This is a genomic window from Tateyamaria omphalii, from assembly GCF_019802125.1.
Classification (GTDB): Bacteria; Pseudomonadota; Alphaproteobacteria; order Rhodobacterales; family Rhodobacteraceae; genus Tateyamaria; species Tateyamaria omphalii_B.
Map to the genome: position 1 here is coordinate 334,877 of NZ_JAHVHT010000002.1, position 18,166 is coordinate 353,042.

General features: G+C 62.5%; 19 protein-coding genes. 9 read left to right on the forward strand and 10 right to left on the reverse strand.

All coding sequences use genetic code 11. The annotated features are described in order from the left end of the window. Nucleotides 1-78 precede the first annotated feature (78 nt). Nucleotides 79-342 (reverse strand): 30S ribosomal protein S20, encoded by a 264-nt coding sequence (gene rpsT, locus KUV51_RS10605; RefSeq protein WP_039685028.1) that lies wholly within the window; start codon nt 340-342, stop codon nt 79-81. Nucleotides 343-506: 164 nt separating this feature from the next. Between rpsT and KUV51_RS10610 the strand changes: the two genes are divergently transcribed. Beyond that, on the forward strand, nt 507-692 hold the full coding sequence (locus KUV51_RS10610) for a hypothetical protein (RefSeq protein WP_222521964.1): 186 nt from the start codon (nt 507-509) through the stop codon (nt 690-692). A gap of 6 nt (nt 693-698) precedes the next feature. On the opposite strand, the gene KUV51_RS10615 is transcribed toward KUV51_RS10610, so the two are convergent. Together KUV51_RS10615 and mutM are read right to left on the reverse strand one after the other, a co-directional pair. Beyond that, nucleotides 699-1,475, reverse strand: coding sequence for an enoyl-CoA hydratase (locus tag KUV51_RS10615; protein ID WP_222521602.1), 777 nt, complete (start codon nt 1,473-1,475; stop codon nt 699-701). A 63-nt stretch (nt 1,476-1,538) separates the two neighbouring features. Then, entirely contained in the window at nt 1,539-2,390 is an 852-nt protein-coding gene (gene mutM, locus KUV51_RS10620; protein ID WP_222521603.1) for a bifunctional DNA-formamidopyrimidine glycosylase/DNA-(apurinic or apyrimidinic site) lyase, read from the reverse strand. Between the two features lie 92 nt (nt 2,391-2,482). On the opposite strand from mutM, the gene ubiE reads away from it, so the two are divergent. Continuing rightward, nucleotides 2,483-3,229 carry a bifunctional demethylmenaquinone methyltransferase/2-methoxy-6-polyprenyl-1,4-benzoquinol methylase UbiE gene (gene ubiE / locus KUV51_RS10625; RefSeq protein ID WP_222521604.1) on the forward strand — a complete coding sequence of 249 codons (747 nt, stop codon included), beginning with the start codon at nt 2,483-2,485 and terminating at the stop codon, nt 3,227-3,229. Between the two features lie 97 nt (nt 3,230-3,326). Beyond that, nucleotides 3,327-4,859, forward strand: a complete 1,533-nt coding sequence (ubiB, locus tag KUV51_RS10630; protein ID WP_222521605.1) for a 2-polyprenylphenol 6-hydroxylase — start codon at nt 3,327-3,329, stop codon at nt 4,857-4,859. A gap of 59 nt (nt 4,860-4,918) precedes the next feature. Here the strand turns inward: ubiB and KUV51_RS10635 are convergent, their stop codons facing one another. Continuing rightward, nucleotides 4,919-6,100 (reverse strand): acetyl-CoA C-acyltransferase family protein, encoded by a 1,182-nt coding sequence (locus KUV51_RS10635; protein WP_222521606.1) that lies wholly within the window; start codon nt 6,098-6,100, stop codon nt 4,919-4,921. 97 nt (nt 6,101-6,197) lie between these two features. Between KUV51_RS10635 and KUV51_RS10640 the strand changes: the two genes are divergently transcribed. From KUV51_RS10640 to tdh, 3 genes are all read left to right on the forward strand, one after another. Then, nucleotides 6,198-6,758 carry a helix-turn-helix domain-containing protein gene (locus KUV51_RS10640; RefSeq protein WP_222521607.1) on the forward strand — a complete coding sequence of 187 codons (561 nt, stop codon included), beginning with the start codon at nt 6,198-6,200 and terminating at the stop codon, nt 6,756-6,758. Nucleotides 6,759-6,857: 99 nt separating this feature from the next. Then, on the forward strand, nt 6,858-8,042 hold the full coding sequence (locus KUV51_RS10645) for a glycine C-acetyltransferase (protein ID WP_222521608.1): 1,185 nt from the start codon (nt 6,858-6,860) through the stop codon (nt 8,040-8,042). Further along, nucleotides 8,042-9,079, forward strand: coding sequence for an L-threonine 3-dehydrogenase (gene tdh / locus KUV51_RS10650; RefSeq protein ID WP_222521609.1), 1,038 nt, complete (start codon nt 8,042-8,044; stop codon nt 9,077-9,079). The genes KUV51_RS10645 and tdh overlap by 1 nt, the downstream gene beginning before the upstream one ends. Nucleotides 9,080-9,363: 284 nt before the next feature. On the opposite strand, the gene KUV51_RS10655 is transcribed toward tdh, so the two are convergent. The 5 genes from KUV51_RS10655 to KUV51_RS10675 form a co-directional block, all read right to left on the reverse strand. Further along, entirely contained in the window at nt 9,364-10,092 is a 729-nt protein-coding gene (locus tag KUV51_RS10655; protein WP_222521610.1) for a metallophosphoesterase family protein, read from the reverse strand. A gap of 115 nt (nt 10,093-10,207) precedes the next feature. Further along, nucleotides 10,208-10,834 carry a LysE family translocator gene (locus KUV51_RS10660; protein ID WP_222521611.1) on the reverse strand — a complete coding sequence of 209 codons (627 nt, stop codon included), beginning with the start codon at nt 10,832-10,834 and terminating at the stop codon, nt 10,208-10,210. Between the two features lie 59 nt (nt 10,835-10,893). Then, complete coding sequence (locus tag KUV51_RS10665) at nt 10,894-11,625, reverse strand: Stf0 family sulfotransferase (protein WP_222521612.1); 732 nt, start codon at nt 11,623-11,625, stop codon at nt 10,894-10,896. A 142-nt stretch (nt 11,626-11,767) separates the two neighbouring features. Then, nucleotides 11,768-13,363 carry a phosphoglycerate dehydrogenase gene (gene serA, locus KUV51_RS10670; RefSeq protein WP_222521613.1) on the reverse strand — a complete coding sequence of 532 codons (1,596 nt, stop codon included), beginning with the start codon at nt 13,361-13,363 and terminating at the stop codon, nt 11,768-11,770. 114 nt (nt 13,364-13,477) lie between these two features. After that, a complete protein-coding gene (locus KUV51_RS10675) occupies nt 13,478-14,617 on the reverse strand; it encodes a phosphoserine transaminase (RefSeq protein ID WP_222521614.1) in 1,140 nt (379 codons plus the stop codon). A 160-nt stretch (nt 14,618-14,777) separates the two neighbouring features. Here KUV51_RS10675 and serB point away from each other — a divergent pair, with 160 nt between their 5' ends. After that, nucleotides 14,778-15,656 (forward strand): phosphoserine phosphatase SerB, encoded by an 879-nt coding sequence (gene serB, locus KUV51_RS10680; protein ID WP_222521615.1) that lies wholly within the window; start codon nt 14,778-14,780, stop codon nt 15,654-15,656. 93 nt (nt 15,657-15,749) lie between these two features. Here the strand turns inward: serB and KUV51_RS10685 are convergent, their stop codons facing one another. Continuing rightward, nucleotides 15,750-16,742 carry an asparaginase gene (locus KUV51_RS10685; RefSeq protein ID WP_222521616.1) on the reverse strand — a complete coding sequence of 331 codons (993 nt, stop codon included), beginning with the start codon at nt 16,740-16,742 and terminating at the stop codon, nt 15,750-15,752. Between the two features lie 176 nt (nt 16,743-16,918). On the opposite strand from KUV51_RS10685, the gene KUV51_RS10690 reads away from it, so the two are divergent. Both KUV51_RS10690 and KUV51_RS10695 read left to right on the forward strand, forming a co-directional pair. After that, entirely contained in the window at nt 16,919-17,449 is a 531-nt protein-coding gene (locus KUV51_RS10690) for an invasion associated locus B family protein (protein ID WP_222521617.1), read from the forward strand. Nucleotides 17,450-17,586: 137 nt separating this feature from the next. Next, a complete protein-coding gene (locus KUV51_RS10695) occupies nt 17,587-18,156 on the forward strand; it encodes a carboxymuconolactone decarboxylase family protein (protein WP_222521618.1) in 570 nt (189 codons plus the stop codon). Nucleotides 18,157-18,166 lie beyond the last annotated feature (10 nt).

Genomic DNA, 18,166 nt, shown 5'->3' on the forward strand with positions numbered 1-18,166 from the left:
GGGTGCCTTGTTTTCATAGGAAAAACAAAAAAAGCGCCGCAAAATTGCGACGCTTTGGTGTTGCGCAAAGAGCGCGCCTTAACCCAGTGCTTTGACCCGGGCCGACAGGCGGGACATTTTCCGCGATGCCGTGTTCTTGTGGTACACACCTTTGGTCACACCGCGCATCAGCTCGGGCTGTGCGGCTTTCAGTGCGGCCGATGCTGCGTCCTTGTCACCCGAGGCGATCGCCTCCTCGACTTTGCGCAGATAGGTGCGGATGCGCGAACGACGCGCCTTGTTCACTGCGAAGCGTTTTTCGTTTTGACGGGCCCGCTTCTTGGCCTGAGGCGAATTTGCCATGTTTATCTCGTCCCAAATGGTTGGTGCGGTAGTTCAGAAGCCGCGCATATGGGCGGTTTGCGGACCAGAGTCAACTGCCCCTGACCCATGACCGACCTTGAATCACCAAAACATCGCTTCCATGTGCTATAATCAACCATAGCGAGAATATGACGGAGGAAAACATGACCCAACCCATGGCCACTGTTCAGCACGCCCGCGCGCTTTACCGCGCCCACGGGGACAAGGCCGAAGCGCATGCTGCCCAAAATGCACGCGCCGCTGCCGATGCGGGCAATCCGACCGAGGCGGAAGACTGGCGCAGGATCCGAGCCACGATTCGCCAGCTACGGGGTGCGAACCAGAAGTAACCGCACCTACTTGTCGCGGAACTGCGCCTCGCGCTTGTCGAGGAAGGCAGCCATGCCTTCCTTCTGATCTTCGGTCGCGAATAGCGAATGGAACACGCGCCGCTCGAACAGCAGCCCCTCGCGCAGCGGCATTTCAAAGGAGCGGTTTACCGCTTCCTTCACCGCCATGACGGAAATCATCGACTTCTCGGCGATCTTTTCGGCGGCAGCCATCGCTTCGTCCATCAGCTTCTTGGCGGGCACCACACGGCTGACCAGCCCGGACCGCTCCGCCTCTTCCGCATCCATGAAACGACCCGTCAGGTTCATGTCCATCGCCTTGGCCTTGCCCACGGCACGGGTCAAACGCTGGGTGCCGCCGATCCCGGCCATGACGCCTAGGTTGATCTCGGGCTGGCCGAACTTTGCCGTATCGGACGCAATGATGAAGTCGCACATCATCGCCAACTCGCAGCCCCCGCCCAGCGCATAACCGGACACGGCAGCAATCACCGGCTTGCGCACCCGTACAATGGCATCGGTCTCCGGCCCGAACAGATCCTCGTTGAACACCTCGACATAGGACTTGTCCTTCATCATCGCGATGTCGGCCCCGGCGGCGAACGCCTTTTCCGACCCGGTGATGACGATGCACCGCACCTTGTCATTGGCCTGGGCGGCGGCCATGGCGTCGGCCAGTTCGGTGAGCAATTGATCGTTCAGGGCATTCAGCGCATCGGGCCGGTTCAGTGTGACCTTTGCTATGTGGTCTTCCACGTCGACGATGATCGTCTCATAGGCCATGGGTTCGCTTTCATCTGTTGCCTTTAGTGGGTCAGGGTTAACACCTGCGCGCCCCGTTTCAAGTCAAGATTGGCACGACCTGCAGTAGAAAGACGACCGCCCCGACTGCACGATCCGTGCTACCTGTTGCGAACACCCGGGCGTGCGGCAAGGTTCCCCTTCACGCCCATAAACATCAAAGCGATGCTGAAAATATCCAAGCTCTCCATCGGCTTGGCGAAAATCACGCAAGGACGATCCCCCGGCCTCGATCGCCTCCGCCAGCACATCCCGAATGATTGGCACCAGCGCCGCCACCCGCGCTTTTGAAATCCGCCCCGCCTTGCGCGTGGGCGCGATGCCCGCCCGAAAAAGCGCCTCGCAGACATAAATATTGCCCAATCCCGCGACGATTCTCTGATCCAGTAGCGCGGATTTCACAGGCGTGTTCTTGCCCTCGAAGGCGGCGATCAGGTGATCCTCGTTGAACGCATTGCCTAGCGGCTCAGGCCCCAGAACAGCCAGCAGCTTGTGCTGATCGGCGGAGGCGGTCTCCATCAGATCCATCGCCCCGAACCGCCGCGGATCGTTGAAGGTAATGCGCGCTCCATTGTCCATGTGCAGCACCACATGGTCATGCTTCTCGGGCGCCGGGTGCTCATGCACAAACACCCCCAGCGGATCGCCCGACACCAGCATCCGCCCCGACATCCCCAAATGGATCAACAGCGTCTCACCGCTCGCCAGATCCGCCAAAATATACTTCGATCGCCGCCGCAGCCCCAACACTTGTTGCCCGCTCAGCCGCTCCGCCATCCCAGCCGGAAACGGCCACCGCAGATCGGGCCGGTTCACATCCGCTTGGGCAATCACAGCCCCTTCCATCGTGGGCGCAAGCCCACGGCGGACGGTTTCAACTTCGGGCAGTTCGGGCATGTGCGCGTGCTCCTGCGGCGAAAGGGTCACGTTGTGTATGCGCGCCAGCAGCCTATAACAAGCCCTGACAAAACAACAAAGACGCCCCAGCCATGACCGACGACAAGACCACGCATTTCGGGTTTGAAACCTTACCCGAGGGGGAGAAGGCGGGGCGCGTGCAGGGGGTCTTCAACTCGGTCGCCTCCAAATACGACATCATGAACGACGTCATGAGTGTCGGCATCCACCGCATCTGGAAAGAGGCGATGATGGACTGGTTGGCCCCGCGCCCCGGTCAAAAGCTGCTCGATGTTGCGGGCGGCACCGGCGACATCTCGTTCAAGTTCCTCAAACGCGCAGGCCACGGCCATGCCACCGTGCTGGACCTCACTGAACCCATGCTCGTCGAAGGCCGCAAACGGGCCGAGGCGGACAAGATGGCCGACAGTCTCGACTGGGTCGTGGGCGACGCGATGGCCCTGCCCTTCGACGACAACACGTTTGACGTCTATACAATCAGCTTCGGCATCCGGAATGTCACCCGCCCGCAGGAGGCGCTGAACGAAGCCTACCGGGTCCTGAAACCCGGCGGCCGTCTGATGGTGCTGGAGTTCAGCCAGTTGCCGAACGATGGGATGCAGAAGCTCTACGATCTCTACAGCTTCAACGTCATCCCCCGCATGGGCCAGATGATCGCCGGGGACCGCGACAGCTACCAGTACCTCGTGGAATCCATCCGCAAATTCCCGGATCAGGAGACATTCCTGTCCATGGTCCGCAGCGCCGGGTTCGAGAACGCAAAGTACCGAAACCTGTCGATGGGCATCGCCTGCCTGCATTCTGGGTGGAAAATCTGATGATTTTTCAATATCTTGTGGTTAAGAAAGCGTTAAGCCCAAGTGTCCCCGCGGGGACACTTTCCAAACGCACCTTTGTCCCCGCGGGGACAGCCCGGTGAAAGGCCCCCACAACTTCATCCGCCTGATCCGCACAGGCGCGACCCTCGAACGCGCGGGCGCGATGAATGTCGTCCTCGATGCGTTCGAGGCGCCCCCTGCCCTGCGCCTCGTGGCCAAGGCGCTCGCCAAACCCTTCCGCTGGCTGGGCTACAAGGGCGACCCGAACATGCCGCCCGCCATCCGGGCCATCACCGCACTCGGCCCCGCCTACATCAAGTTCGGCCAGATCCTGTCGACGCGCCCCGACGTGGTCGGCGACGAACTCGCCGTGCAACTCCGCGTCCTTCAGGACAAATTGCCTCCCTTCTCCGCCGACGATGCCAAGGCCGAAGTGGCCCGCGAGTTGGGCCTGCCCACGGACACCCTGTTCTCCGAATTCAGCGAACCGGTCGCCGCCGCCTCCATCGCGCAGGTGCACAAGGCCAAGCTCGCCGACGAGGACAAGTTCGTCGCGGTCAAGGTCCTACGCCCCGGCATCGAAAAGGCGTTCCAGAAGGACATCGACGCCTTCTATTTCGCCGCCTCGATTGTCGAGCTGTTCGCCCCCGGCGCCCGGCGCCTCAAACCCGTGGACGTTATCGCGCATTTCGACGGCGTTGTGCAGGGCGAGCTGGACTTGCGCCTCGAATCCTCAGCTGCCGGTGAGTTCGCCGCGAACACGGAAAAAGACGAAGGGTTCAGCCTGCCCAAAGTGCGTTGGGAGTATTCGGGCCGCCGTGTGATGACCCTGGAATGGGCCGATGGTGTCCCCATGGGTGACAATGCCGCGCTGGACGCTGCCGGGCATGACCGCGTCAACCTTGGCGAACGAGTCCTCAAACTGTTCCTGCTGCACGCCCTGCGCGATGGCTATTTCCACGCCGACATGCACCAGGGCAACCTCAAGGTCGCGGCCAACGGTGACATCATCGCCTATGATTTCGGGATCATGGGGCATATCGACGAATACACCCGCCGCGTCTATGCCGAGATCCTGTTCGGCTTCATCCGCAAAGACTACAAGCGCGTGGCCGAGGTGCATTTCGAAGCAGGCTATGTCCCAGCCGACAAGGATGTGGACGAATTTGCCCGCGCTCTGCGAGCTGTGGGTGAGCCGATCTTCGGAATGGACGCATCGAAAATCTCAATGGGCCGCCTGCTCGCCTACCTGTTCGAAGTGACCGAACGCTTCGGCATGGAAACCCGGACCGAACTGATCCTGCTGCAACGCACCATGGTCGTGGTCGAGGGCGTCGCCCGCTCACTCAGCCCCAACATCAACATCTGGCAGGTCGCCTCGCCCGTGGTGTCGGACTACATCCAGAAATCCATCGGCCCGCGCGCTGTGGTCAACGACCTTTACAAGACGGCCCGCGTCCTCACCCGCTTCGGACCCCGCCTGCCGCGCCTTGTCGAACAGGCCTTGATCGCGCAATCCAACCCGCAACCACAGAAACGCAACGGCTTCTGGCGGTGGATCACGCTTGCCGGTGTCATCGGGCTACTGGCCGGAGGGGGGCTCACCCTCCTCATTGAAGCGTTGGCATAGTCTTCTTCTGACCGGAAATACGACGGGGTCTGGGGCAGCGCCCCAGTCCGACGCCGACCTCAGGCGATCCGTTCAATCGCCAAGGCGATCCCCTGACCACCACCGATACACATGGTGATCAGCGCCTTGGATCCACCGATCCGCTCAAGCTCATACAGCGCCTTCACCGTGATGATCGCACCGGTCGCGCCCACCGGGTGCCCCAGCGCAATCGCACCGCCGTTCGGGTTCACGCGCGCCGGATCAAAGCCAAGGTCATTCGACACCGCCAGCGCCTGCGCGGCAAAGGCTTCATTCGATTCGATGACATCGAAGTCCTCGGGCGACAACCCCGTCCGGTCGAGCAGATTACGGACGGCTGGGATCGGGCCAATGCCCATCACTTCGGGGCGCACGCCCGCGTGTGCATAGCCCAGCACACGCGCCTTGGGCGTCAGCCCTGCTTTCTCGGCTGCGTCAGCGGTCGCAAGCACAACAGCGCCCGCACCGTCATTGATGCCCGACGCATTGCCCGCCGTCACCGACCCGTCCTTCTGGAACACGGGCCGCAAGCCGCCCAGTGCCTCCATGCTCGTTGCCTTCGGATGCTCATCGACCTCAAAGGCAACCGTATCGCGCTTCACCTTCACCTCGACCGGCGCGATCTGGCTGGCAAAGCGCCCATCCGCAATCGCGGCTGCGGCGCGTTCCTGGCTTTGCATCGCAAAGGCGTCCTGCGCCTCCCGCGTGATCTGGTGCTCTGCAGCCACGTTCTCGGCTGTCACGCCCATATGGCCGGTGCCGAACGGACAGTTCAACGCGCCCAGCATCATGTCGAGCGTCTTCATATCACCCATCTTGGCGCCCCAACGCTGGCTGGGGATGATGAAGGGCGAGCGTGACATGTTCTCGGCCCCACCGGCGAGGCCAAACTCCGCATCGCCCAGCATTAGAGACTGAATCACGCTCACAATCGCCTGCACGCCGGAGCCGCACAGCCGGTTCACGTTCATGGCTGGCGTCGTGTCGGGCACGCCCGCCTGCATGGCCGCCACGCGGGACAAATACATGTCGCGCGGTTCGGTGTTGATGACGTGGCCAAAGGCGACGTGGCCGATCTGTCCGCCCTCGACCCCCGACCGCTCAAGTGCTGCCTTGGCCGCAACTGTGCCCAGGTCGATGGGCGTGGTGCCTGCGAGCGATCCGCCGAAGGTGCCGATGGCGGTGCGTGCGCCGTCCAGAATGACGATATCTTGGGTCATGGTGATCCTCCCTTTTGTCATTTGATATGACCCTGCGCCCGGCCCATGTCAGCCCCCGGACTTGACTTGGACGCAACGGCATTGGCATCACTCCGTCATGACGGAGAATACAGACGCTATATTGTCCCTTCTGCCCACACGGCTGAAGGATGCGCGGCGAGCGCAGGGTCTTTCACTGGATGCGGTGGCGAAGCTGTCGGGCGTGTCCCGATCCATGGTCAGCCAGATCGAGCGGGGAGAGTCTTCGCCCACCATTGCGACTCTCTGGAACCTGACACGGGCCTTGCAGGTGGATTTTGCTGGGCTTCTCGATGATGGCGCAACGGAGCGGATCGAGGTGCTGCGCGCGGGCGATGTGCCCAGCATTGAGAACCGCGGCGCAGGCTGCACAATTCGCATTCTCAGCCCGCCGGAAGAGGCGGGGCAGCACGAGGTATATGAATTGCGTTTCGTCGAAGGCGGCGTGCTGGACAGTCAACCCCACGCCCGTGGCGCGCGCGAACATCTGACCGTGATCGATGGCAAGCTGAAGGTCACGAGTGGCGGCGCATCCGAGAAGGTGGGGCAGGGTGACACAGCCCGCTATGCCGCTGACGTGCCGCACCGGATCGAGGCGGACCGGCCCGCACGCGCCTTTCTGGTGGTGCAGGACGCATAGGCAATTATCCGCTGTAACGGATTTTTGTCCGCGATTATGAAATCCGCTCTACCGGAATCACGTCCGGGATGTTAGATATGTTCCCAAAGGAGCACATCTATGACCCAAGCCTTTCTGAACCATGTGACCGACACCCTGGCCCAGATCGAGGCGGACGGGATGTTCAAACGCGAGCGCGAGATCACCTCGCCCCAAGGTGGGCGCATCGACGTGGCTGGGCGCGCGGTGCTGAACCTTTGTGCGAACAATTACCTTGGGCTGGCTGACCATCCAGACCTGATCGCGGCGGCTAAAAATACCTTGGATACCAAAGGCTTCGGCATGGCCTCGGTCCGGTTTATCTGCGGGACGCAGGATCTGCATTGCGAGCTGGAGCAGCGGCTGGCGCGCTTTCTGGGAAAGGACGATGCGATCCTTTTTGCGGCCTGTTTCGACGCCAATGGCGGGCTGTTCGAACCGCTTTTGGGGCCGGAGGACGCGATCATTTCCGATGCGCTGAACCATGCGTCGATCATTGATGGCATTCGGCTGTGCAAGGCGAAGAGGTATCGCTACGCGAACAGCGATATGGACAGTTTGGAAAAGCAGTTGCGCGCGGCCAAAGCCGATGGCGCGCGGCATATCATGATTGCCACAGATGGCGTGTTTTCCATGGATGGCTATCTGGCGAAACTCCCGGAAATCACTGAACTTGCGCGGAATTTCGGTGCCCTGGTGATGGTGGATGATTGCCACGCGACGGGCTTCATGGGGCCAAAAGGGGCGGGGACGCCCGCACATTTTGGTGTGGATGTCGATGTGCTGACCGGGACGCTGGGCAAGGCGCTGGGCGGGTCGATTGGTGGCTATATCGCGGGGTCGCAGCCGGTGATTGATCTGCTGCGTCAGCGTGCGCGGCCATATCTGTTTTCGAACTCGCTGCCGCCGGCGATTGTGGCCGCGGGGATCGAGGCGATCCGGTTGGTCGAGGAGGGCGACGCGCTGCGGGCGCAGTTGTTCGACAACGCGGACTACTGGCGTAAGGGTCTGGAAACGCTGGGTTTTGAGCTCCTGCCCGGTGAGCATCCGATCATTCCCGTCATGCTGGGCGAAGCGCAGCTGGCGCAGGATATGGCGGCGCGGTTGTTCGACGAAGGGGTCTATGTCTCGGGCTTTTTCTTCCCGGTTGTGCCGCGTGGGCAAGCGCGTATTCGAACGCAGATGAATGCAGCGCTGACGCGGGATGATCTGGATCGGGGGCTGCAAGCCTTTGAAATCGCGGGTAAAGCGGTGGGGGTGATCTGATGCGTAATACGATGATGGCATTGGAGAAGACGCATCCGCGGGAAGGGCTGTGGCGGGTTGAGGCGCCGGTGCCGGAGATTGGGCCGGACGACGTGCTGATCCGGGTGAAGAAAACCGGGATTTGCGGGACCGATATTCACATCTGGAACTGGGATGAATGGGCGTCGGCGACCGTGCCGACGCCGTTGATCACGGGGCATGAGTTCGCTGGTGAGATCGTGGATTTAGGTCGTAACGTCAATGACTTGGCGCTTGGTCAGCGGTGCTCGGGCGAGGGGCATTTGATTGGGAAAACCTCGCGCCAGAGCAGAGCGGGGAAGTTTCATCTGGACCCGGCGACGCGGGGGATCGGGGTGAACGAGCAGGGGGCGTTTGCCGAGTATCTGCGGCTGCCTGCGTTCAATGTCGTGCCGCTGCCGGATGGGATTTCGGATGATGTGGGGGCCATTCTGGATCCGCTGGGGAATGCGGTTCATACGGCGCTGTCCTTTGACCTGATCGGGGAGGATGTGCTGGTTACGGGCGCAGGGCCAATCGGGATCATGGCGGCCGCTGTGGCGCGTCATGTAGGCGCGCGGCATGTGGTGATTACGGATGTGAATCCGGACCGGTTGGCGCTGGCGGCGCGTGTTGCCGACGTGGTGACGGTGAATGTGGCGGAGCGGGAACTGTCTGAGATCATTGGGGAATTGGGGATGACCCAGGGCTTTGATGTGGGTCTGGAGATGTCCGGCAATCAGCAAGCGCTTGACCAGATGGTCGAGGCGATGACGATGGGCGGGCGCATTGCGATGCTGGGGATTCCACCCGGCAAGAGCCCCGTGGATTGGAGCCGGATCGTGTTCAAGGCGATCACGATCAAGGGGGTCTATGGGCGCGAGATTTTCGAGACCTGGTACAAGATGATCGCGATGTTGGAGAACGGGTTGGACGTGTCGAAGGTGATCACGCACCGGTTCAAGGCGGCGGAGTTCGAGGCCGGGTTTGCGGCGATGAAGGCGGGGTCCTCGGGCAAGGTTGTGTTGGATTGGACGTGAGATGCGTGCGGTGCGTTAACCACGGGTTTGAGTGGGTATTTTCGTGCTGAATGGGTTTACAGTTTTGCGAAACTGCACATTTTTGAGCGCAAACTGCGTGTTTTGGCGCGGCTGAATCCGAGTGGACTTGGTGTGATTTTGGGAAACTGCGAAGTTTTGGGGTGAAACTGCGTGTTTTCGATTGGATGCGGTCTAGCCACTGATTCTAAAGGTTAATTTGCGGTGATATGTCGCGGGTTGGTGGGGTGAAACCCTACCCTACGGCTCCGATTTGCGCGGCTGGTTTACGGTGAGAGCGGCACGCGGCCTGCGTTGGTCAGGGTCCACACTTTGCCATCCTCGAACACGGCGGCGGTGAGTGGCTTGCCGTAGCCCGCGCCCGTGTCGAGGTTGATACGGTTGCCGTAATGCGTCGCCGCGTCGACCGGGGTGTGGCCGTGGACGATCAGCTTGGGGTGCGTTGCGTCGGAGCGGTGAAACTCCTGCCGGATCCAGAGCAGGTCTTCCTCCGTCTGGTCCGCCAAGGCGACGCCGGGACGGATACCGGCGTGGACGAACATGAGGTCGCCCGTGATGTGCATCAGCCGCAGGTCGCGCAGGAAGGTCAGGTGGGAGGCTGGCACGGCGGCGCGCGCGTCGGCCTGCACGTCCTTCTCGCGCCGGGTGCCGCTGGCGTCGACGCCGTAGGAGGCCAGCGTCGTGTTGCCGCCGAGGCGGTCGTGCAGCCAATAAAGCTCGACCATCATGTGCGGGTCGTGGTGGATCGGCTCTTCCATGAACCATTCGAACATGCGGTCGTGGTTGCCCTTGAGGAACGTCCAGTTCCGGCCGGCGTCGCGCCCGGCGATCAGGGCGTCGAGCACGGTGCGGCTGTCGGGGCCACGGTCTGTGTAGTCGCCGAGGAAGACGATGCGGGCGTTTTGTCCTCCATCCGTTTCGATCAGGGACAGGACGCGGTCCAGTTCGGCCATTTGGCCGTGGATGTCGCCGATGGCGTAGATTGGGTCTTGCATGAGGGTCTTTCGGGCGGGGCGGAGGGTGCCTTTGCCTTAGCGGGTTCGGGTTTCGGGGTCGAGAGGAAGGGATCGGTGCGCAGTGAATGCGCATCCTACGGCTGGGGCGCCAGATCTAACGATCGAGGGCGACGGTCAGGCCGAGGCCGACGAGGATGGAGCCGCCGAGTGCCTTGGCCCGTGCTGTGGCTTGGCCCGAGCGTGCGAGCAGACGGGACATGCGGGAGGCCAGTGCCACGCAGACGAGGTCAGCGCTTGAGAACATGATGTTGACCACCGTGCCGAGGATCAGGAGTTGCGCCCAGATCGGGAGTGCTGCGCCCGGGTCGGAGAATTGCGGCAAAAAGGCTACGAAGAAGAGCGCTGTTTTCGGGTTCAGGATTTCGACCGTCATGCTTTGGCGGAAGGCACGGACGGGGTCGCGGCCGCCCTGGGGTGTGGCGTTCACACGGGCGTTGCGCGTGCGGATCATCTGGATCCCGAGCCAGATGAGGTAGGCCGCGCCGATCAGTTTCAGCGCGAGGTAGAGGGGCGGCACGAGTTCGAAGAGGATCGCGAGGCCGAAGGCGGCAGCCAGCACGTGGACATAGCCGCCGATATGGATGCCGAGCGCGGCCATGAGCCCGGCGCGTGCGCCACGGGCGAGCGTTTGCGCCGTCGCATAAAGCATAGCGGGGCCGGGGATGTAGGCGAAGATCGCGGTGGCGATGAGGAAAGCGAGGAGGGTGTCGAAGCCGGGCATTGGTATACCGTACCGTCATTGGCGTGCGGCGCAAGGCGGAGGACACCTGTGCCTTGCTGTCATGTGGTGTCGGCTTTGAACCGGGCGATCCAGTCGGCGTTGATGTCGTCGGCGAGTTTGGCGACAGCGGGAGCTGGTGGTGTGATGGGCGGCAGGTCGAGGTGGCTCAGCACGCGCGCCAGCGTTGCATTTGGGTCGGCTGCGAGTGTGTCGTAGTCCAGTCTGAGGGGTGCGATACCCTCGCGTGTGAACCACGCTTCCCATTCGGCATCGTAGGTTGTGACTGTCGCCAGTTCGTTTGCGATGGCGTTTTGGTCATATGTGGGCGTTTGGGGTGGTGCTGTGCGTTGCAGCTCTGACCCGTCGGCGTTGCGGTGCCAGAGGCCGCTTTGATTGGCGCGGACCAGTGAGACGGCCTGCGCCAGTTTGTCGGCGCGGTGCAGGTGGAGGTAGCGGGTGGGGCCGAATTGTGCGGTGACGGCTTGCGCGTCGGTTTGCGCTGCGGGGTGCATGTCGCGCAGTTGGTCAAAGAAGAAGGCTGCGCTGTGCCGTTGCAGGCGCAGGCCGAAGATGTCTGTGTTGCCGCGGCCTTGTCGTGTGGCTTCGGCGACGATGTCGGAGCGGGGTGTGTTTGGTTCGAGGTCCAGCCCTTTGCTCCACTCGGCGAGGGACGGGCGGTGGAAATAGGATTTCGGGTGGCCTGCCACGCCGCTGTCGCGCAGGAGGGCGCAGAGCAGCGTGCTGCCGCTGCGGGGGCTGGTGCACAGGATGTAGGCTGTGGGGGATGGCATGGGCGGTCCTTGTCGGTCGCCCATGGTGTTAGTGTGTGTTTGGTTCCGGGGCCAGTTCGATGAATGGTGCGCGGGGACCGCACACCCTACGGTTTGGTCGTGGATCCGCAGGGTGCGCATTTACTGCGCACCTTTTGGCCGATCAGGCGACGTCGAATTCGAGCGGTTTGACCTGCGTGAACTGTCCGGTCCCTTCGAGCGTTTTCAGCACGTCGCCGGGGATCGGGTCGTCGACATAGAGCAGCGCGATGGCTTCGCCGCCGACAGCCGCGCGGCCCAGCGTAAAGTTCGCGATGTTCACGCCGTTCTTGCCCATCGTGTTGCCCAGAAGGCCGATGATGCCGGGCACGTCCTCGTTCGTGGTGTAGAGCATGTTGGCCCCGATCTCGGCGTCGATGTTGATGCCCTTGATCTGGATGAAGCGCGGTTTGCCGTCGGAGAAGACAGTGCCCGCGACCGAGCGTTCGCGTTTGTCGGTCACGACGGTGACCTTGATGTAGCCCTCGAACGCGCCGGACTGGTCCTGGTTCGTGGTGCTGATCTGGATGCCACGCTCTTTCGCGATGACGGGGGCGGAGACCATGTTCACGTCCGGGTTTGCCCGTTTCATGATGCCCGCAACCACACCGCAGTTGAGCGCGTCGAGGTTCATTTCGGAGACGACACCGTCGTAGAGGATGTTGATTGCCTTGATCGGCTCGTCCGTCATCTGGCCGATGAAGCTGCCGAGGTGGCCGGCGAGTTTGACCCAGGGGCCCATGACCTTGGCCTCTTCCGCCGTGACGGAGGGCATGTTGAGCGCGTTTTCAACGGCGCCGGTGAGCAGGTAGTTGGCCATCTGCTCGGCCACTTGCAGGGCGACGTTTTCCTGCGCTTCGGTCGTGGCGGCGCCGAGGTGGGGTGTGACCACCACGTTGGGCAGGTTGAAAAGGGCGTTTTCCTTGGCGGGCTCTTCGGCGAAGACGTCGAAGGCGGCACCGGCGACGTGGCCGGACTTGAGCGCTTCTGCCAGCGCCTCCTCGTCCACGAGGCCGCCGCGGGCGCAGTTGATGATCCGCACGCCGGGTTTCATCATGGCGATTTTTTCGGCCGTGATCATGTTGGCGGTCTGCTCGGTCTTGGGGACGTGCAGGGTGATGAAGTCGGCGCGTTTGATGAGGTCGTCGAGCTCGACCTTTTCGACGCCCATCTTGTCGGCTTTCTCTTCGCCCAGGAAGGGATCGTAGGCGAGGACCTTCATTTTCAGACCACGGGCACGGTCACAAACGATGCCGCCGATGTTGCCTGCGCCGATGACGCCGAGGGTCTTGCCCGTCAGCTCTGTGCCCATGAACTTGGACTTTTCCCATTTGCCTGCGTGGGTCGACTCGCTGGCTTCGGGGATCTGGCGGGCGACGGCGAACATCATGGCGATGGCGTGCTCGGCCGTCGTGATCATGTTGCCGAAGGGCGTGTTCATGACGATCACGCCCTTTTTGCTGGCCGCGTCCTTGTCAATGTTGTCGGTGCCGATGCCTGCGCGGCCGATGACCTTGAGGTTGTCGGCGTGTTTCAGGATCGTCGGCGTCACCTTGGTCGCCGAGCGGATGGCGAGGCCGTCATATTGGCCGATAACCTCGGCCAGTTTGTCCTTGTCCTTGCCGAGATCGGGTTCGAAGTCGACCTCGATCCCACGGTCGCGGAAGATCTGGACGGCGGCGTCGGAGAGTTTGTCGGAGATGAGTACTTTGGGGGCCATGGTTGTGGTCCTTTGATCTGAATGCGGGCTGCGCCCACGACATGATTTGGGGGGCTTTGCCCCCGCCTTCGGCTCCCCCATCGTATTTGGGGTCAGAAGAAGGGGGCTGTGCCGTCAGGCGTTGATTTCGGTCTCGAAGGCGTGGGCGAGCCAGGGCAGCATTGCTTCGATGTCTGACGTCTCGACCGTGCCGCCGCACCAGATGCGCAGGCCCGGAGGGGCGTCGCGGTAGGCGCCAATGTCGAGGGCCACGTTTTCATCTGCGAGCCGCTTGGCGATGGCCTTGGCAAAGGCTGCGCCGTCGGTGATGCGGTCGTCGGTGAATTTGAGGCAGACGGAGGTTGTGGACCGTGTCGCCGGGTCGGTGGCGAGGTTGTCGATCCAGTCCTGCTGGTCGCAGAAGTCGAAGACCGCTTGCGCGTTGGCGTCTGCGCGGGCGATCAGCCCTTGGAGGCCGCCGACCTCGCGGGCCCATTTCAGGGAAAACAGGTAATCCTCGACCGCGAGCATGGAGGGGGTGTTGATGGTTGCCCCTTCAAAGATGCCGTCGATCAGCTTGCCGCCTTTGGTCAGGCGGAAGATTTTGGGCAGCGGCCATGGGGGCGTGTAGCTTTCCAGCCGCTCGACGGCGCGGGGGCTGAGGATCAGCATGCCGTGGGCTGCTTCGCCGCCCAGCACCTTTTGCCAGCTGAACGTGGTCACATCCAGCTTGTCCCAGGGCAGGTCCATGGCGAAGGCGGCGGAGGTTGCGTCGCAGAGCGTCAGCCCCGCGCGGTCTGCCGGGATCGCGTCACCATTGGCCATCCGCACACCTGACGTGGTGCCGTTCCAGGTGAAGCAGACGTCATGGTCGTAGTTCAGGGCGGCCATATCCACGATCTGCCCGTAGTCGGCGGTGTGGACTGTGTGTTCGATCTTGAGCTGCTTGGCCACGTCGGTGACCCAGCCTGCGCCGAAGCTCTCCCATGCCACCATCTCGGCATGGCGTTCGCCCAACAGGGACCACATCGCCATCTCGTAGGCGCCGGTGTCGGAGGCGGGGACGATGCCGATCTTGTAGTCGGCGGGGACGCCGAGGATCTCGCGCGTTTCCTCAATCGCCTGCTTGAGCTTGGATTTGCCCTCGGCAGCACGGTGCGAGCGGCCAAGGGGCGCGTCGGCGAGTGCGGCGAGTGTATGGGTGGGGGGTTTGGCGCAGGGGCCAGAGGAAAAACGCGGATTCGCCGGCCGCGTGACCGGAGCAGTAGTAGCCATCTGATGTTATCCTTACAGATATGCGCCCTTCGTTGGGGAAGGGTGTCCCACCGCCGCGTGTATGGGGGTCTGCGGGGTGGTGCAACCGGGAATCCGGGGCTATAGCGCCGCTTGAACCACTTTTTGCGACATCTGCGTCGCGTATCGGAAACGGACCCTCATGTTTGTTTGTACTCTGTTAACAGACCCCTCCAAGCCGTCGCTCGACCCTGCCCTGATCGATAATCTGCGCAATGCGTGGGGCGGTGGCGATGTGCAGTGGCTGGCCGTAGACGAGGCGGCGGCGTTTTCGCTGGAGATGATGCCGGATAATCGGTGGGAGGTCTGGGGCGACCTGCAAAAGCTGGGCGTGGACCTTGTGATTCTGCCGATGGAGGGTCGTCGGAAGAAGATGCTGTTGGCCGATATGGACAGCACCATGATCCAGCAGGAGTGCATTGATGAACTGGCCGACGTGGCCGGTGTGGGCGACCGGGTGAAGGACATCACCGCCCGGGCCATGAACGGTGAGTTGGATTTCGAGGAGGCGATCCGGGAGCGGGTCGGGTTGTTGAAGGACCTGCCCGAGGCGGTGATCGGGCAGGTGCTGGAGGAGCGGATTACATTGATGCCTGGTGGGCCGGTTTTGCTGACGAAGATGAAGGCGCATGGCGCTTATGCCGCGCTGGTGTCGGGTGGGTTTACCTCCTTTACCTCTGCTGTGGCTGCGAAGCTGGGGTTTGATGAGAACCGGGCTAATACGTTGTTGGCTGAAGATGGTGTGCTGACGGGTGAAGTGGGTATGCCGATCCTTGGGCAGCAGGCGAAGGTGGATGCTTTGGAAGAGATCACCGCGCGGTTGGGGATTGCCGAGGCGGATGTGCTGGCCGTTGGCGATGGGGCCAATGACCTGAAGATGCTTGGGCGGGCCGGGATGGGCGTGGCCTTGCACGCGAAACCCGCCGTGGCCGCGCAGTGCGATGTGCGGGTGAATTTCGGGGATTTGACGGCGCTGTTGTACCTGCAGGGCTATGCGCGGTCTGAATTTGTGAGCGTGTAGGGGGCTCTGCCCCCGGCGCTGTGCGCCTCCCCCGTCGTATTTTTTGTCAGAAGAAACAGGTTTGTGGCGCGTAAGGCGGAGGTGTCCTCCGCCCTAGAGGAGCGTGGGGGCCGCGCGCATGTGGCCGGTTTTCAGGCCGTCCCAGTTCTTGATCGGGCCGTTGGTGTAGGCCAGCGCCTCGGGGTGGTTGGGGTCGAGCGCGCCGAGGCGGACCAGGATCTGGGCGATGGCGCATTCGGCGGCGCGGGTGCCGCCATCGGTGATCTTGAGCGCCACGCCCATGCGCTGTTCGGGGAGGATGGCGATGAAGAAGGCTTCGGCCCCGGTTTTTATTGCGACCTTGCCGTTCATGGCGCGCATGAGGCGGGTGCAGGCGCGGCCCTCTCCCGCGACGAGGTCGGGGTGCAGGGTCATGGCGTTGCGCAGTTGTCCTTCGGCACTGTCGTGGTCTGCGGCGGCGAAGTGGGCCATGGCGCGCGCCATGCCGTGCAGGGTGCAGGCGAAGTTGGGGGCCGAGCAGCCGTCGATGCCGAAGCCGGGGGAGGTTTCGTTTGTGGTGCGTTCGAAGGCGTCGAGGCAGGCGCGCTGCACCGGATGGTCGGGGTCGACGTAGTCGGGGCCTGCGCCGAGGTGTTTGGCGAGGGTGAGGAAGCCCGTGTGCTTGCCCGAGCAGTTGTTGTGGATGCGGCAGGGGCTTTCATCGGATTTGATCATGGCGGTGCGCAGGTCGGGGTCGCGGGACGCCTGGGGGCCGCATTTGAAATCGTCGTCTTCTTTGCCGATGGCGGAGAGCCATGCGCCGACTTTATCCACGTGGATCGGTGCGCCTTGATGCGAGGCGCAGGCGAGGGCGAGGTGTTCTGGGGTCAGGTTGTGGGCGGCGGCCGCGCCGCTTGTCAGAAGGGGCAGGGCCTGGATCATTTTGGAGGAGGAGCGGGGCAGGACAACCGTGCCGGGTTCGCCCCAGGATTCGACGATCTGGCCGGTGTCGTCGCAGATGACGGCGTGGCCCTGATGTGCGCTTTCGAGGAACGGACCGCGCCAGATTTCGGCCAGTGTCACCGCGCCATGTGCCGGATGCGTCATCTTTTCCCTCACAACTTGGCGATTTCCCGCCAATTCATCTTTCCTGCGTCGCGCCTTTCGCGCTAATGTGCCACTTGTCGAGAAGAAAGACCGCTCTTGCAAGAGAATGCGCTGAAAATGGCGCACCCGGGGACGGTTCAGGTATTGAGGTTTCGAACAGCTTGGAGGCTGTGGCTATGGCATTTACGAAGACGATGATTGGAGCGGTCGGCGCGCTTTCGCTTATGGCGGGTGCCGGTCTTGCGCAGGAGCAGAGCACGAACCGGGTGGCGGCCAAGACCGACTGGAGCGTGTTTGTCGAGGACAACCCGACCGAATGCTGGGGTGTCGCGACGCCCAAGGAAGTGGTCAACACCCGTGAGGGCCGCGTTGTGGCGGCGACCCGTGGTGACATTCTGCTGATGGTGTTTTACCGCCCGAGCGCGGATGCCAAGGGGCAGGTGGCCTTTACCGGGGGCTATCCGTTCCGGTCCGGATCAACCGTGAACGTCAACATTGGCGGCAACGAGTTCGAGCTCTTTACCGAAGGCGAGTGGGCCTGGCCCGCGACCCCGGCGGATGATGCCAAGATCGTGACGGCCATGAAGCGTGGGGCCGACGCGGTGGTCACCGGGATTTCGAGCCGGGGGACGACGACAAAGGACACGTTCTCTCTGCTGGGCTTTACGGCTGCTGTGGAAGATGCCGAGGCGCGCTGCAGCGGGTAACGCTGCCGTCATTGCAAATCACGAAGGTGAGAGGGGCTGTGCAGTGGTGCACGGCCCCTTTGTGCATCCGGGCAGTTTGGAACTTAGCGGTCCATTACTAGGTGGTGTCGGGTCATAACCCCGAAAAGGAGATCGTCATGGTCACCACCACTGTTCATACCCTCGACACGGCGCCGGAGGCGTCGAAACCGCTGCTTGAGAATTCGATCAAGGCCTTTGGACGGTTGCCCAGCCTGCATGGCGTGATGGCGGAAAGCCCCGGTCTGCTCGAGGGCTATCAGCATCTGCATCGTCTGGCGATCAACGGCACGGCTTTTACCCCCGAAGAGCGGACGGTCGTCTGGATGACCGTGAATGTCGCGAACCAATGTCACTATTGTGTGCCTGCCCACACGGGGATCGCGAAGATGGAGAAGATCGACGAGGATGTCGTGAACGCGCTGCGTGACGAGACGCCGTTGCCGGAGAAGCTGGAGGCGCTGCGGACGTTTACATTGGCCATTCGGGACAGTCATGGACGTCCGGGCGCGGAGGCCATCGCGGCCTTTGAGGCGGTGGGCTATGGCGAGCGTGCGATCCTGGATACGGTCCTGATCTATGCGCAGAAGGTGATGTCGAACTTTACCAATGCGCTGTTCGAGACGCCGACCGATGCGGCCTTTGCCCCGTTTGCGTGGGAGCCGAAAGCCAAGGTGGCGGCGGAGTGATCCAAATGTG